The sequence below is a fragment of the Aeromonas sp. QDB14 genome (assembly GCF_027707845.1).
GTDB classification, from domain to species: domain Bacteria; phylum Pseudomonadota; class Gammaproteobacteria; order Enterobacterales; family Aeromonadaceae; genus Aeromonas; species Aeromonas caviae.
The window spans coordinates 46,775-60,913 of record NZ_JAPCJD010000025.1 but is presented as its reverse complement, the minus strand read 5'-3'; the positions used below and the strand labels follow the sequence as shown (position 1 = coordinate 60,913).

Below are 14,139 nucleotides of genomic sequence, written 5' to 3'. Positions count from 1 at the left end.
CCGGAACCAGTGATTGGTTCCGGATTGTCCTACAGCAGAAGGATCGGTCAATGGATCCTTAACTGATCAGCATTGCGGGATGAACCCGGGCTTATCATTGCCTGTTCTGCGGACTTACTTGCCGATGCAGAAGCTGGAGAAGATGCGGCCCAGCAGATCGTCGGAGCTGAACTCGCCGGTGATCTCGGACAGGGACTCCTGGGCCAGGCGCAGCTCCTCGGCCACCAGTTCGCCAGCCACATAGACCTCAAGCTGCTCCCTGGCTACCAGCAGCCGTTCGGCGGCGCGCTCCAGTGCGTCCAGGTGGCGGCGGCGAGCCATGAAGCCCCCTTCGGTGTTGCCCTGGAAGCCCATGCAGGCCTTGAGGTGCTCGCGCAGTGCGGGCAGCCCCAGCTCGGTCTTGGCGGAGATGCGATAGACGGCATGGCCCTGCTCCTGGCTCGGTGCCAGATCCTCGCCGGTCAGGTCCGCCTTGTTGCGCACCACGGTGAGGCCGATGTTTTTTGGCAACCGATCAACGAATTCCGGCCAGATGTCGTGGGGGTCGACGGCATCCGTGGTGGTGCCGTCCACCATAAACAGCACCCGGTCGGCCTGTTCGATCTCGGCCCAGGCGCGCTCGATGCCGATCTGTTCCACCTTGTCCTGGGTATCGCGCAGGCCCGCGGTGTCGATGATGTGCAGCGGCATGCCATCCAGATGGATGTGCTCGCGCAGCACGTCGCGGGTGGTACCGGCGATCTCGGTGACGATGGCGGACTCGCGGCCTGCGAGGGCGTTGAGCAGGCTCGATTTGCCAGCGTTTGGACGACCGGCGATCACCACCTTCATCCCCTCTCGCAGCAGGGCACCCTGCTTGGCCTCGCCGCGCACGTCGTCCAGCTCGGACATGATGGCGTAGAGGTCACCCGCCACCTTGCCGTCGGAGAGAAAGTCGATCTCTTCATCCGGGAAGTCGATGGCCGCTTCCACATAGATGCGCAGCCGAGTGAGGCTCTCCACCAGCTGTTGAACCTTGCCGGAGAACTGCCCCTGGAGGGAGTGCATGGCGCTGCGGGCGGCCTGCTCGCTGGAGGCTTCGATGAGATCGGCGATGGCCTCGGCCTGGGCCAGATCCAGCTTGTCGTTGAGGAAGGCGCGCTCGCTGAACTCGCCCGGGCGGGCGGGGCGGATGCCGTCGATCTGCAGGATGCGGCGGATCAGCATGTCGAGAATGACGGGGCCACCATGGCCCTGCAGCTCCAGTACGTCTTCGCCGGTGAAGCTGTTGGGGGCCTTGAACAGCAGGGCGATGCCCTGATCCAGCGCCTGGCCCTGCTCGTCCCTGAACGGCAGATATTCGGCATAACGCACCCTGGGGAGCTTGCCGAGCACTATCTCGGCGACCCGCTCGGCGGCAGGGCCGGAGACGCGGACTATGCCGACGCCGCCACGGCCGGGGGCGGTGGCCTGGGCCACGATGGTATCTGTTGTCATCTTGCTTGACTCGCTGGTTGGCTGAATGAGTAAGAGGGTGGGGGACATTGTAATAAAAAAGGCGGCCCGAAGGCCGCCTCTTTTGTCATCAGGAAAGATGGGCTGCGCATCAGTTGCGTGAGTGCAGGCCTTTCTTCTCCAGCTGACGATAGATGATGGTCTGCTGGATGATGGAGATGACGTTGCTCACCAGCCAGTACAGAGTCAGACCTGCCGGGAACCAGAGGAACATGAAGGTGAAGATGATCGGCATGAACTGCATCACCTTCTGCTGCATCGGGTCCGTGATGGTGGTCGGGCTCATCTTCTGCAGATACCACATGGAGGCACCCATGAGGATTGGCAGCACGAAGAAGGGGTCCTTCACCGACAGGTCGGTGATCCACAGGGCGAACGGCGCGTGGCGCAGCTCGACAGACTCCATCAGTGCCCAGTAGAGGGCGATGAAGATGGGCATCTGTACCAGGATGGGCAGGCAGCCGCCCAGCGGGTTGACCTTCTCCTTCTTGTACAGCTCCATCATGCCCTGGGACATCTTCTGGCGATCGTCACCGAAGCGTTCCTTGAGCGCAGCCAGCTTGGGCTGGAGCATGCGCATCTTGGCCATGGAGGTGTACTGGGCCTTGGTCAGCGGGAACATGATGCCGCGCACCAGCAGGGTCAGCATGATAATGGCCAGACCCCAGTTCTGGACGAAACCGTGGAACACGGTCAGCAGCCAGTGCAGCGGTTGGGCGATGAACCAGAGCCAGCCGTAGTCGACAGTCAGATCCAGGTGGTTTGCCACCTTGGCCATCTGATCCTGCAGCTTGGGACCGATCCACAGCTTGCCGCTCACTTCGGCCTGCTGGCCGGCAGCGACGTCAACCAGCGGCGCCTTGTAGCCGATGATGGCCTGGTCCTTGCCCGGGATCACGCGGCTGTAGAAGCTGTTGGTGTCGTTGGCATTCGGGGCCCAGGCAGAGACGAAGTAGTGCTGCAGCATCGCGACCCAACCACCCTGGGTGGTCTTGTTCAGGTCGGCATCCTTCATCTCGTCGAAGGTGTACTTCTTGTAGCGGGAGTCTTCGCTGGAGAAGGCACCACCACGGTAGGCACTGGCCACCATGGCATGACCTTCCTGATCCTTCGGCGTGGTCATGGTCTGCTTCAGCTGACCGTAGAACTGTACCTGGACCGGCTCGGCAGACTTGTTGTCGATCTTGTAGTCGACGCCCACGGCGTAATCACCGCGCTTGAGCACGAACTCCTTGGTGAAGACCACACCCTTGCTGTCGGTCCAGGTCATCGGAACAACGACTTGATCCTGACCGTCGGCCAGCTGATAGCTGGTCTGGGCGGCTTCATAGGTGGGACGACCCTGGGCCTGGCTGTCCGGACCATTGCGACCGACCAGACCGCTCTGGGCCACATAGAGGTGGGCAGGCTGGCTGGTCAGCAGGGTGAACGGCTGTTCCTTGCCTTCTTCCAGCTTGTGGGCCAGCAGTTCGGCAGAGACGATGTCACCGCCCTGGGTATCCAGGGTCAATTTGAGCACGTCGGAGGAGACGGTGATCAGCTTGCGCGCGGCGTTACCATTTGCTTGCTCGGAAACCTGAGGAATATCACCGGTCTGACCGGCTTCAGGTACGAAATGTTCGGTTTGGGCCACGGTAGTCGGGGCCGGCTTCGGAGCCTTGTCGGACTCCCACTGTTGCCAGAGCAAGAAGCTCACGAACAGCAAACCGATCAGGAGTAAATTGCGTTGTGATTCCATAGTCTTCAGTTTCTTCGCTTTGGTTGCGGAACCGGGTCATAACCACCCTCGGATAAGGGATGGCATTTTAATAGACGTTTGCTGGCTAACCAAACGCCTTTTATGAAACCGTGAAGTCGGATTGCTTCTATCGCAAATTGGGAACAAGTCGGGGTGAAACGGCAGCGCGGCCCGAGCAGGGGACTAATGATTAGCTGATACAGGCGTATCAGTTTGATTGCTACCCATTGCAACGGCGTGACAGAGTGCGCCATAGCTTTTCCAGTAACTTGAACAGCGCTTCGTTGTCCATCTCCTTCACGCCACCCTTGGCGATCACGACGATGTCGATAGCGGGCAGATTGGCTTGATTGAGGCGAAAACTTTCCCGAACCACTCGTTTTACACGGTTGCGCCAGACGGCACGCTTGAGCGCCTTTTTGGGCACGGCGAGGCCAAGACGGGGGTGTTCGAGGGAGTTGGGGCAAGCAAGAAGCGTAATTTGCGGAGAAGCGGCCCGGACAGGCTCGGCGAAAACGCGTTTGAAGTGTTCGGGAGTTAACAGACGTAACTCCCGAGAGAAGGTGTGCTGGGTAGGCATTAGACTACCAGGCGGGCACGACCCTTGGCACGACGAGCGGCCAGAACTTTGCGGCCGTTGGCAGTAGCCATGCGAGCGCGGAAACCGTGAGAGCGCTTGCGCTTCAGGTTGGACGGTTGAAAAGTACGTTTCATGATTCGATTCCGTATTTCTGTACAGTTTTGATTGTCACACTTAGCCGACGCGCCAGCTATAGCGTGTGACGACTAGCAAAAGAGGCCGAATTCTAAACAGAGTTCAGCTTCTCGTCAATCCGCCGTTCCTTTCCATCTCGCCCCGTTCGTCGACCGAGCGGGATAATCTGGCAGGATCCGGAGGATCAAGGGCCCCGAATTATACTGGCAACCCGGGGTTAAACAAGGATCCCTCAAGAAAAAAGGCGGCCAGGCCGCCAAAGAGAGAGCTATTTAAGTACTTTGCGCAGGAACTCCCGGGTACGGGGATCCTGCGGATCGACCAATATCTGATCCGGCGGCCCCTGCTCCACGATCCGGCCTCCTTCCATGAAGATCACCCGATCGGCGACATCACGGGCAAACTCGATCTCGTGGGTCACCACCACCATGGTCTGGTGCTGGCGGGCGAGCTGCTTCATCAGGCCCAGCACCTCGTCGACCCACTCGGGATCGAGGGCGGAGGTGGGCTCGTCAAACAGGATCACCTTGGAGTGGGCCGCCATGGCCCGGCCGATGCCGACGCGCTGTTGCTGGCCGCCGGAGAGGGAGGCCGGGTAGGCATCCTGTTTCTCGGCGAGGCCGATGTCCTTGAGGATGCCCAGGGCAGTGGCACGAGCCTCCGCCTTCGGCTGCTTCCAGACGGTGATCAGCCCCTCGGCGATGTTGTCCAGCGCCGTTTTGTTGGCGAACAGGGCGTAGTTTTGGAACACGAAAGAGGCGCGTTTGCGCAGTTCGATGGCCTGCTGGTCGCTGGCCTTGGCCAGATCCACGGCGAGGTCATCGATGACGAGCCGCCCTGCATCCGGGGTTTCCAGCAGGTTGAGGCAGCGCAGCAGAGTCGACTTGCCGGTACCGGAGGGGCCGATGATGACGACAATCTCCCCCTTCTTTACCTCAAGATCGATGCCGTTGAGCACCTGATTTCCGTCATAGGCCTTGGAGAGACCCGTTAGGTTGATCATGACAGGCCTCCTTTAATAAGCACGGTTCAGCCGCACTTCCAACAGATGCTGCAAGCGGGTGAAGAAGATGACCACCACCCAGTAGATCAGCGCCACCGCCATGAAGCTCTCGAAGAACTTGAAGGAGGAGGCCGCTTCCATCTGGGCCTTGCCCATGATCTCCGCCACTCCCAGGGTAAACGCCAGGGAGGTGCTCTTGATCATGTCGATGAAGTAGTTCATCAGCGATGGTGTCGCGATGCGGGCCGCCTGGGGCAGGATGATCCGCTGCATCGCCTGCAGCCGGCTCATGCCGATGCTGAGGGCGGCTTCCATCTGGCTCTTGTGGATGCCGAGAATGGCTGCCCGGATCGACTCGGCCATGTAGGCGGCAAAGTGCAGGGTCAGGCCGATGATGGCGGCGGTAAAGGCATCCATCCCCACGAAGATGGGGAAGAGCTGCGGCAGCCCGTAATAGAGCAGGAACAGCTGGACGAGCAGCGGTGTACCCCGGAAGAACGAGATATACAGCATCGCCAGCCAGTGAAGTGCGGGAACGCGAAACACCCGTACTATCGCCAGGATCAGCGACAGTACGAGTGCCAATACGAATCCCCACAGGGCCATTTCCATCGTGGTGCCCAGGTATTTGAGCAGGATGGGAAACAGCCCTAGCGTGTACTCGAGGTCAAATTCCATCATTTATTTGCTGGTGATGTCCGCTGCGAACCATTTTTCGGAGATTTTGGTCAGGGTGCCGTCTTTGCGCATGGCGGTGAGGGCATCGTCAACCTTCTTCAGCACGGCCTGCTTTTCCGGGGTCTTCAGGAAGGGCAGGGCGTTCTCGATGGTTTCGAACGGTGCACCGGCCTGTTGCAGCGGCAGCTTGGATTCCTTGATCAGCTGGGCGGTGGAGACGCGGTCCATCACGAAGGCGTCGATGCGGCCCAGGGCGACATCCTGCTCGAAGGCGGAGTCATAGGTACGGATATCGATCTTCTTGTTGGGGTCGTTCTTGCGCAGCAGCTCTTCGAAGTTGGAGCCCAGGTTGACGGCGACTTTCTTGCCTTCCAGGTCTTTGATGCCGTGGATGGTGTTGTTGCCCTTGCGGACCACGATCTGGGCACCGTCATAGACATAGGGCTGGGAGAAGGCGTACTTGGCCTTGCGCTCGTCGGTAATGGTGATCTGGTTGGAGATGGTGTCGACGCGGCCGGTTTCCAGCATGCCGAACAGGCCGGAGAAGCTGGCGGTCACGAACTCGACCTTGTAGCCGGTGCGCTCACCGATCTGGTTCCACATGTCCACCTCGAAGCCCTGCAGCTTGTCCTGCTTGACGAAGGTGAACGGGAAATATTTGCCGGACATGCCGACCTTGATGGTTTCCTGGGCGATGGCCTGGCCGGACAGGCTGGCCAGCAGAATGGCGGCGCCGGAAATCAGCTTGATGGTGGTTTTCATGGGGATTCCTCTCTCTGTAGTGCTGTATTTTTAGTTGTAATCACGGGTTGGTGCTGATGTTATTGGAATAAAATATAAAAAAATAAATGATATTTGGTTATATAAAATAACTATGGTCGCAGCGCGCCATTCTGTCCACATTGACGATATCCGGCTGTGGGTAACTTTGGGGATGAAATGGGATCCTGGGGCGTTGGATCCTTGAAAGTCAAGGATCTTATTTGCTGGATCCGTGCGGCAGCAACTGGAGATCCGGCCACTAAAAACGTAGAATAGCCGGTCTTTACTTAATCAATTGACGGGAGTCTAGAGTGACTGCTTCGCTATGGCAGCAGTGCCTTAACCGGCTGCAAGATGAGTTGCCCTCGGCAGAATTCAGCATGTGGATCCGGCCGCTTCAAGCGGAGTTGAGTGACAATACTCTGACCCTGTATGCACCGAACCGCTTTGTTCTGGACTGGGTACGCGACAAGTACCTGCTCCGGGTCAACGGCATCATCAACGAGCTGTGCGGAGCCGACGCTCCCACCCTGCGTTTTGATATCGGCAATCGCCCTCATCCCGTCGCGGTCGCCAGGGTGCCGGCCCGTGGTGTCGATCCTGTGAATAACTCTCCCAAGAGCTGGGAAAACAAGGCAGAAAACAAGCCCGAGCCAAACCACAAGAGCAACACCAACGTGAACTATACCTTCGAGAATTTCGTCGAGGGTAAGTCCAACCAGCTGGCCCGTGCGGCCGCCCGTCAGGTGGCCGACAATCCGGGTGGTGCCTACAACCCGCTGTTCCTCTATGGCGGCACCGGCCTTGGCAAGACCCACCTGTTGCACGCCGTTGGCAATGCCATCAAGGATCGCAAGAAAGACGCCAAAGTCATCTACATGCACTCCGAACGGTTCGTGCAGGACATGGTGAAGGCGCTGCAGAATAACGCCATTGAAGAGTTCAAGCGTTATTACCGTAGCGTCGATGCCCTGCTCATCGATGACATCCAGTTCTTCGCCAACAAGGAGCGCTCCCAGGAGGAGTTCTTCCACACCTTCAATGCCCTGCTTGAAGGCAACCAGCAGATCATTCTGACCTCGGACCGCTATCCGAAAGAGATCAACGGGGTGGAAGATCGTCTCAAGTCCCGCTTCGGCTGGGGACTCACGGTGGCGATCGAGCCGCCCGAGCTGGAGACCCGGGTTGCCATCCTGATGCGCAAGGCGGACGAGAACCAGATCCATCTGCCGGACGAAGTGGCCTTCTTCATCGCCAAACGACTTCGCTCCAACGTCCGTGAACTGGAAGGCGCCCTCAACCGGGTGATCGCCAATGCCAACTTCACCGGCCGCGCCATCAACATCGACTTCGTGCGCGAGGCGCTGCGCGATCTCCTGGCCTTGCAGGAGAAGCTGGTCACCATCGACAACATCCAGAAGACGGTGGCGGAGTATTACAAGATCAAGCTGGCGGATCTGCTCTCCAAGCGTCGCTCCCGCTCCGTTGCTCGCCCGCGCCAGCTGGCGATGGCGCTGGCCAAGGAGCTGACCAACCACAGCTTGCCTGAGATAGGGGATGCCTTTGGTGGCCGTGACCACACCACGGTTCTTCATGCCTGCCGCAAGATCGAGCAGCTGAAGGAAGAGAGTCACGACATCAAGGAAGACTATTCCAACCTGATCCGTACCCTTTCTTCCTGATAACGGAACGGAGTGCACAGATGCAGATTGCATGTTCCAGCCTGATCCGAATCCTTTCCTCCCAATAACAACGGAGAGCACAGATGCAGCTCGAAATTAGCCGTGAGGCCCTGTTACGTCCCCTGCAACTGGTGTCCGGTGCCCTGGGTGGCCGGCCGACCCTGCCCATCCTCGGCAACGTCCTGCTCGATGTCAGCAATGGCCTGCTGTCGCTGACCGGGACCGATCTCGAGGTGGAGATGATCGGACAGGTCTATCTCAACAGCGACAGCCAGGATGGCCGCACCACTGTGCCGGCGCGCAAGCTGCTGGACATCTGTCGCGGTCTGCCGGAGGGGGCGGAGATCCGCCTCAGCACCGAGGGAGAGCGCCTCATCATCCGTTCCGGTCGCTCCCGCTTCAACCTGTCGACCCTGCCGGCGACCGAATACCCGAACATCGAGGATTGGGAATCCGTGCTCGAGTTCGACATCAGCCAGCTGGAGCTGAAAAAACTCATCGACGCGACCCAGTTCTCCATGGCGAGCCAGGACGTGCGCTACTACCTGAACGGCATGCTGTTCGAGAGCGAAGGACACGGCCTGCGTACCGTGGCGACGGACGGTCACCGGCTGGCCACCTGCCGCCGCGAGGTGGTGGGGGAATCGTTGCCCGATCATCAGGTCATCCTGCCGCGCAAAGGGGTGCTGGAGCTGGTGCGCCTGCTGGAAGCAGAAGACAAGCCGGTACGGCTGCAAGTGGGCCGTAGCAACCTGCGCGCCGCCCTGGATGGCTTCATCTTCACCTCCAAGCTGGTGGATGGCCGTTTCCCGGACTGGCGCCGCGTCATCCCGAGAGGGAGTGATAAGGCCCTGATCGCCGGTCGCGAGGATCTGCGCCAGGCCTTTGCTCGTGCCGCCATCCTCTCCAACGAGAAATTCCGTGGGGTGCGTCTCAATCTGCAGGAAAACCTGCTGCGCATCACCGCCAACAACCCGGAACAGGAAGAAGCCGAAGAGCTGCTTGACGTACAATACGCCGCTGGCGAGATGGAGATCGGCTTCAACGTCTCCTATGTGCTGGACGTGTTGAATACGTTAAAATGTGACCAAATCCGGATCAGCCTGAGCGATTCCATCAGCAGCGCCATTATTGAGGATTTTGAGAACCAAGATGCCCAGTACGTGGTGATGCCGATGCGGATCTAGTCGTGTCCCTGGTCAAACTCCAGCTCAGCGACTTTCGCAACATTCAGCACGCCAGTCTCGCGCTGTCTCCCGGCCTCAATATCCTGGTCGGGAGCAACGGCAGCGGCAAGACCAGCGTGCTGGAAGCCATTCATTACCTTGGTCTCGGCCGCTCGTTTCGTACCCATTTGACCGGGCGGGTCATCCGCCAGGGCGAGCGGGCCTTTACCCTGTTTGCCCAGTGCGAGCTGGAGGGGCGTCAGGTGCCCATCGGGCTTGCCAAGGACAAGGGGGGCGAAACCCAGCTCAAGATCGCCGGTGCCCAGGCCCAGCGCCTGGCCGATCTGGCGGAGCTGTTGCCGGTACAGTTGATCCACCCCGATGGTTTCAGCCTGCTGACCGGTGGGCCCCAGGCTCGCCGGGCCTGGCTGGACTGGGGTGTTTTCCATCAGGAGCCGACCTTCTTCTCCCTCTGGGGGCGGGTGCGTCGGCTGTTGAAGCAGCGCAATGCCTTGCTGCGCCAGAGCACCCAGTATCGTCAACTGGCATTCTGGGATCAGGAGCTGGTGCGACTGGGTGGCGAGCTGGCGGGGTTTCGCGCCAGTTATTGTCAGGCCATTACGCCCCTGATCAAGGAGATGACGGCAGATTTTCTGCCGGAGTTCGATATCAGTCTTGGATTCTATCGAGGCTGGGAAAAAGACACTCCCCTCGATGCATTGCTGGAGGCGGGGTTCGAACGGGATCGTTCGCTGGGGTACACTGGGGTTGGTCCGCAGAAGGCGGACGTGCGGCTCAAGGCGAACGGCGTGCCCGCGCAGGATATTTTGTCCAGGGGTCAGCTGAAGTTGCTGGTCTGTGCCATGCGGCTGGCCCAAGGGCTCTATTTGAATCAACATAGCAGCCGCGGCTGTATTTTTTTAATTGATGATTTTGCCTCTGAACTGGATGTCGACAAACGTCGTCTGCTGGCCGCAAGGCTGAAGCAGTGCGCGTCCCAGGTGTTCATCACCGCCATCGATACCGGTCAGCTCGCAGACATGATGGATGCGAGTGACTGCAAGCTGTTCCACGTGGAACAAGGCAAGATCTCCGAAACGTTAGAGAAGGCAGAGAGTAAGCTATGAGTGAAAATACTTACGACTCCTCGAATATCAAGGTGCTCAAGGGCCTGGATGCGGTCCGCAAGCGCCCGGGGATGTATATCGGCGATACGGACGATGGATCGGGCCTGCACCACATGGTGTTCGAGGTCGTCGACAACTCCATCGACGAGGCTCTGGCTGGCTACTGCTCCGATATCCAGGTCAAGATCCATTCCGACGGCTCCGTCTCCGTGCGCGACAACGGTCGCGGCATTCCGGTGGACATCCACCCGGAAGAGGGTCGTTCGGCCGCCGAAGTCATCATGACCGTGCTGCACGCCGGCGGCAAATTCGATGACAACTCCTACAAGGTGTCCGGCGGTCTGCACGGTGTGGGCGTTTCCGTGGTGAACGCGCTTTCCGACAAGCTGCTGCTGACCATCCGCCGCAACGGTCATGTCTACGAGCAGACCTATCACCTGGGCGAGCCGCAGGCACCCCTCAAGCAGATTGGTGACAGCACCGGCACCGGGACCGAAGTTCGCTTCTGGCCGAGCCCGACCATCTTCAGTGACACCCTGTTCCACTACGAGATCCTGGCCAAGCGTCTGCGCGAGCTCTCCTTCCTCAACTCCGGCGTCTCCATCCGTCTGATGGACGAGCGTGATGGGCGCGAGGCGCACTTCTGCTACGAAGGGGGCATCAAGGCCTTCGTCGAGTACCTGAACCAGAACAAGACCCCGATCCACCCCAAGGTGTTCCACTTCACCACAGAGCAGGACGGAATCGGTGTCGAAGTCGCCATGCAGTGGAACGACGCCTATCAGGAAGGGGTCTACTGCTTCACCAACAACATTCCGCAGCGGGATGGTGGTACCCACCTGGTGGGCTTCCGTACCGCGCTGACCCGGACGCTGAACAACTACATGGACAAGGAGGACTACAGCAAGAAGGCCAAGTCCGCCGCCAGTGGTGACGACGTCCGTGAAGGTCTGATTGCCGTTATCTCCGTCAAGGTGCCTGACCCTAAGTTCTCCTCCCAGACCAAGGACAAGCTGGTCTCTTCCGAAGTGAAGACCGCCGTGGAACAGGCCATGGGTGAGAAGCTGGCCGACTTCCTGCTGGAAAACCCGGGCGACGCCAAGATCGTGGTCAACAAGATCATCGATGCGGCCCGTGCCCGTGAAGCGGCCCGCAAGGCCCGCGAACTGACCCGCCGCAAGGGCGCGCTGGATATCGCCGGTCTGCCCGGCAAGCTGGCGGACTGTCAGGAGAAAGACCCGGCGCTCTCCGAACTCTACATCGTGGAAGGGGACTCTGCTGGCGGTTCCGCCAAGCAGGGTCGCAACCGGAAGAACCAGGCCATCCTGCCCCTCAAGGGTAAAATCCTGAACGTGGAGAAGGCCCGTTTCGACAAGATGATCTCCTCCCAGGAGGTGGGCACCCTGATCACCGCCCTGGGCTGTGGCATCGGTCGCGACGAGTACAACCCGGACAAGCTGCGCTATCACAACATCATCATCATGACGGATGCGGACGTCGATGGTGCGCACATCCGTACCCTGCTGCTGACCTTCTTCTATCGTCAGATGCCGGAAATCATCGAGCGTGGCTATGTCTTCATCGCCCAGCCGCCGCTCTACAAGGTGAAGAAGGGCAAGCAGGAGCAGTACCTGAAAGACGAAGACGCATTGTTGCAGTACCAGACCGCCATGGCGCTGGACGGTGCGACCCTGCATGTCAACGAATCTGCCCCGGCCATCGGTGGCGAGGCGCTGGAGCGTCTGGTCAACCAGCATCGCGCCGTGACTCACCTCATCACCCGCATGTCCCGTCGCGCCCCGGAAGCCGTGCTGACCCAGCTGATCTATCAGCCTGAGTTGAACGAAACCCTGCTGGCCAGCGAGAGCGATCTGCAGGCCTGGTGCCAGAGCATGGAAGCCGTGCTCAACGAGAGCAACCACGGCATCCAGTACCAGATGCAGGTACGCCGCGACGAGGAGCGCAGCCTGTTCGTGCCCCACGCCGTGGTACGCCAGCACGGGGTCGACCGTGAATACCCGCTCAGCTACGACTTCCTGCAATCCTCCGAGTACCGTCAGCTGGTCTCCCTGGGCAAGGAGATCGCCAACCTGATCGAGGAAGGCGGTTACATCAAGCGTGGCGAGAAGGTGAAACCGGTCGCCAGCTTCGTGGAAGCGGTCGAGTGGCTGATGGGCGAAGGCAAGCGTGGCATCTACATCCAGCGCTATAAAGGGCTGGGGGAGATGAACCCGGAGCAGCTGTGGGAAACCACCATGGATCCGGAAGCCCGTCGCATGCTGCGCGTCACCATCGACGACGCGGTCGGCGCCGACCAGCTCTTCTCCACCCTGATGGGGGATGCCGTTGAGCCCCGTCGCGACTTTATCGAGACCAACGCCCTGCGGGTTGCCAACCTCGACGTCTAATAGACGGTCCGACAACCATCAAAAGCCGCTCCTCGTGAGCGGCTTTTTGTTTTCTGGGGCAAGGAAAAGGGCGCGTTCCACGTGAAACATGACTCCGTCTTGATGGTGCCGGCTCAGCCCAGTTCGGGGGCCGGGCAGTAGAGGCGCAGACGATGGCCATCCGGATCGAGGGCCATGCAGGTGTAGCCAAACTCCATCCGGGTCGGTGCCTGGATCAGGGTGAGCCCGCGCGCCTGCCACTCGGCAGACTGTCTATCGACCGCGGCATCATCGGGGAGGGCGAAGGCCAGCTCCATGGCCCCGGCCGTTTGGGTCACGGCGGGCTCGACCGTGGCGCTGGACCAGAGGGCCAGTCTGGCGCCCGATTCGAACACGAACATGGCAAAGGTGGGGGACTCCTCCACCGGTGGGCGTCCGAACAGCTCGCGATAGAAGAGCGTGCTGTGAGCCGGGTTGGCAACGTAGAGGATGGTGAACTGGGGGATTAACATGGTGATGCTCCTTGCTGATGAGATGGCGCATCGGCGCCGACTCCGTCAGCATGGCGCTGCCTGCTGTCAGTTTCTGTCAGCAATGAATCTGGGCTGCGGGATCTGCTGGCTGTCGCGCCACTCCTTGAGCAGCCGCTCCCGACTGCCCGGATAAGGTTCCGCTTCCAGCCGCATCGCGCTGATCCTGTCTACCCGAAAGTGACGAAAGGCCTGGCGCAGCTCGCACCAGGCAACCAGTACCCGCACCTGATCGAAGTAACCGAGGGCACAGGGCCAGACGGTGCGCTCCGAACTCTCCTCCTTGAGATCCCGATAGCTCAGGCTCACCTTGCGCTGCTGGCGGATGGCGCTGCGCAGCGGAGCCTCGTCGACAGGGCAGTCACCGCGAGAGGTGCCGATCAGCAGGGCATTGGCATGCAGCTGTTGGCGGTAGTCGGCGGGCAGTACGGCCTCTATCTTGGCCAGCGCGCTGCTGGCGGCGGTGCTGAGTGCATGATCGGCATGGGCCGCCACCCAGCGTGAGCCCAGCACCAGCGCATCCAGCTCCTCTTCACTGAACATCAGCGGCGGCAACATGAAGCCGGGGCGCAGCACATAGCCGATGCCCGCTTCCCCCTCGATGTGGGCGCCCTGTGCCTGCAGGGTAGCGATATCCCGATAGAGGGTGCGCAGGCTGATGCCAAGCTGGCTGGCCAGCTCGCTGCCGGTGATGGCGTAGCGGTGGCCGCGCAGCAGTTGCAGCAGGGCCAGCAGGCGTTCGGAACGGGACATGATATGGCTCCTCAAGATCTCCGCTCAGGGTGCCATGTTGTGACTGGGGGAGAAAGCTGAATGTGGAAAAGGCCTGCCACGGGCGGCGAGAAGATTTTTCGAGC

At 60.1% G+C, this 14,139-nt stretch carries 14 protein-coding genes; 4 read left to right on the top strand and 10 right to left on the bottom strand.

Annotation, left to right across the window (positions count from 1 at the left end; genetic code table 11):
* Nucleotides 1-114: 114 nt before the first annotated feature.
* The 8 genes from mnmE to PG887_RS10570 all read right to left on the bottom strand — a co-directional run bounded on the left by mnmE (nt 115) and on the right by PG887_RS10570 (nt 6,390).
* Nucleotides 115-1,476, bottom strand: coding sequence for a tRNA uridine-5-carboxymethylaminomethyl(34) synthesis GTPase MnmE (gene mnmE, locus PG887_RS10605; RefSeq protein WP_010672278.1), 1,362 nt, complete (start codon nt 1,474-1,476; stop codon nt 115-117).
* A 109-nt stretch (nt 1,477-1,585) separates the two neighbouring features.
* Nucleotides 1,586-3,232 (bottom strand): membrane protein insertase YidC, encoded by a 1,647-nt coding sequence (gene yidC, locus PG887_RS10600; protein ID WP_010672279.1) that lies wholly within the window; start codon nt 3,230-3,232, stop codon nt 1,586-1,588.
* Nucleotides 3,233-3,237: 5 nt separating this feature from the next.
* Complete coding sequence (gene yidD / locus PG887_RS10595) at nt 3,238-3,486, bottom strand: membrane protein insertion efficiency factor YidD (RefSeq protein ID WP_010672280.1); 249 nt, start codon at nt 3,484-3,486, stop codon at nt 3,238-3,240.
* A complete protein-coding gene (gene rnpA, locus PG887_RS10590) occupies nt 3,453-3,812 on the bottom strand; it encodes a ribonuclease P protein component (RefSeq protein WP_010672281.1) in 360 nt (119 codons plus the stop codon). Before rnpA ends, yidD begins: the two co-directional genes overlap by 34 nt.
* Nucleotides 3,812-3,946, bottom strand: coding sequence for a 50S ribosomal protein L34 (gene rpmH, locus PG887_RS10585; protein WP_005307156.1), 135 nt, complete (start codon nt 3,944-3,946; stop codon nt 3,812-3,814). Before rpmH ends, rnpA begins: the two co-directional genes overlap by 1 nt.
* 269 nt (nt 3,947-4,215) lie before the next feature.
* Nucleotides 4,216-4,950 carry an amino acid ABC transporter ATP-binding protein gene (locus tag PG887_RS10580; protein ID WP_010672282.1) on the bottom strand — a complete coding sequence of 245 codons (735 nt, stop codon included), beginning with the start codon at nt 4,948-4,950 and terminating at the stop codon, nt 4,216-4,218.
* Between the two features lie 12 nt (nt 4,951-4,962).
* Nucleotides 4,963-5,631: an amino acid ABC transporter permease gene (locus PG887_RS10575; protein WP_010672283.1), complete on the bottom strand. Its 669-nt coding sequence runs from the start codon at nt 5,629-5,631 to the stop codon at nt 4,963-4,965.
* The gene (locus PG887_RS10570) at nt 5,632-6,390 is read right to left on the bottom strand and encodes an amino acid ABC transporter substrate-binding protein (protein ID WP_010672284.1); all 759 of its coding nucleotides are present in this window, start codon (nt 6,388-6,390) and stop codon (nt 5,632-5,634) included.
* A gap of 311 nt (nt 6,391-6,701) precedes the next feature.
* On the opposite strand from PG887_RS10570, the gene dnaA reads away from it, so the two are divergent.
* The 4 genes from dnaA to gyrB all read left to right on the top strand — a co-directional run bounded on the left by dnaA (nt 6,702) and on the right by gyrB (nt 12,773).
* Entirely contained in the window at nt 6,702-8,072 is a 1,371-nt protein-coding gene (gene dnaA / locus PG887_RS10565) for a chromosomal replication initiator protein DnaA (protein ID WP_010672285.1), read from the top strand.
* Between the two features lie 83 nt (nt 8,073-8,155).
* Nucleotides 8,156-9,259 (top strand): DNA polymerase III subunit beta, encoded by a 1,104-nt coding sequence (gene dnaN / locus PG887_RS10560; protein WP_039040646.1) that lies wholly within the window; start codon nt 8,156-8,158, stop codon nt 9,257-9,259.
* Between the two features lie 2 nt (nt 9,260-9,261).
* Nucleotides 9,262-10,365, top strand: coding sequence for a DNA replication/repair protein RecF (gene recF, locus PG887_RS10555; RefSeq protein WP_010672287.1), 1,104 nt, complete (start codon nt 9,262-9,264; stop codon nt 10,363-10,365).
* The gene (gene gyrB, locus PG887_RS10550) at nt 10,362-12,773 is read left to right on the top strand and encodes a DNA topoisomerase (ATP-hydrolyzing) subunit B (protein WP_041212069.1); all 2,412 of its coding nucleotides are present in this window, start codon (nt 10,362-10,364) and stop codon (nt 12,771-12,773) included. The genes recF and gyrB overlap by 4 nt, the downstream gene beginning before the upstream one ends.
* 113 nt (nt 12,774-12,886) lie before the next feature.
* On the opposite strand, the gene PG887_RS10545 is transcribed toward gyrB, so the two are convergent.
* Both PG887_RS10545 and PG887_RS10540 read right to left on the bottom strand, forming a co-directional pair.
* Nucleotides 12,887-13,264 (bottom strand): VOC family protein, encoded by a 378-nt coding sequence (locus tag PG887_RS10545; protein WP_041212070.1) that lies wholly within the window; start codon nt 13,262-13,264, stop codon nt 12,887-12,889.
* Nucleotides 13,265-13,330: 66 nt separating this feature from the next.
* The gene (locus PG887_RS10540; RefSeq protein WP_041212071.1) at nt 13,331-14,035 is read right to left on the bottom strand and encodes a helix-turn-helix transcriptional regulator; all 705 of its coding nucleotides are present in this window, start codon (nt 14,033-14,035) and stop codon (nt 13,331-13,333) included.
* Nucleotides 14,036-14,139: the final 104 nt, after the last annotated feature.

What these genes read in the sequence shown, in the direction of transcription:
- mnmE (WP_010672278.1), bottom strand. Translation starts at nt 1,476, where the DNA reads ATGACAACAGATACCATCGTGGCCCAGGCCACCGCCCCCGGCCGTGGC.
- yidC (WP_010672279.1), bottom strand. Translation starts at nt 3,232, where the DNA reads ATGGAATCACAACGCAATTTACTCCTGATCGGTTTGCTGTTCGTGAGC.
- yidD (WP_010672280.1), bottom strand. Translation starts at nt 3,486, where the DNA reads ATGGCGCACTCTGTCACGCCGTTGCAATGGGTAGCAATCAAACTGATA.
- rnpA (WP_010672281.1), bottom strand. Translation starts at nt 3,812, where the DNA reads ATGCCTACCCAGCACACCTTCTCTCGGGAGTTACGTCTGTTAACTCCC.
- rpmH (WP_005307156.1), bottom strand. Translation starts at nt 3,946, where the DNA reads ATGAAACGTACTTTTCAACCGTCCAACCTGAAGCGCAAGCGCTCTCAC.
- PG887_RS10580 (WP_010672282.1), bottom strand. Translation starts at nt 4,950, where the DNA reads ATGATCAACCTAACGGGTCTCTCCAAGGCCTATGACGGAAATCAGGTG.
- PG887_RS10575 (WP_010672283.1), bottom strand. Translation starts at nt 5,631, where the DNA reads ATGATGGAATTTGACCTCGAGTACACGCTAGGGCTGTTTCCCATCCTG.
- PG887_RS10570 (WP_010672284.1), bottom strand. Translation starts at nt 6,390, where the DNA reads ATGAAAACCACCATCAAGCTGATTTCCGGCGCCGCCATTCTGCTGGCC.
- dnaN (WP_039040646.1), top strand. Translation starts at nt 8,156, where the DNA reads ATGCAGCTCGAAATTAGCCGTGAGGCCCTGTTACGTCCCCTGCAACTG.
- gyrB (WP_041212069.1), top strand. Translation starts at nt 10,362, where the DNA reads ATGAGTGAAAATACTTACGACTCCTCGAATATCAAGGTGCTCAAGGGC.
- PG887_RS10545 (WP_041212070.1), bottom strand. Translation starts at nt 13,264, where the DNA reads ATGTTAATCCCCCAGTTCACCATCCTCTACGTTGCCAACCCGGCTCAC.
- PG887_RS10540 (WP_041212071.1), bottom strand. Translation starts at nt 14,035, where the DNA reads ATGTCCCGTTCCGAACGCCTGCTGGCCCTGCTGCAACTGCTGCGCGGC.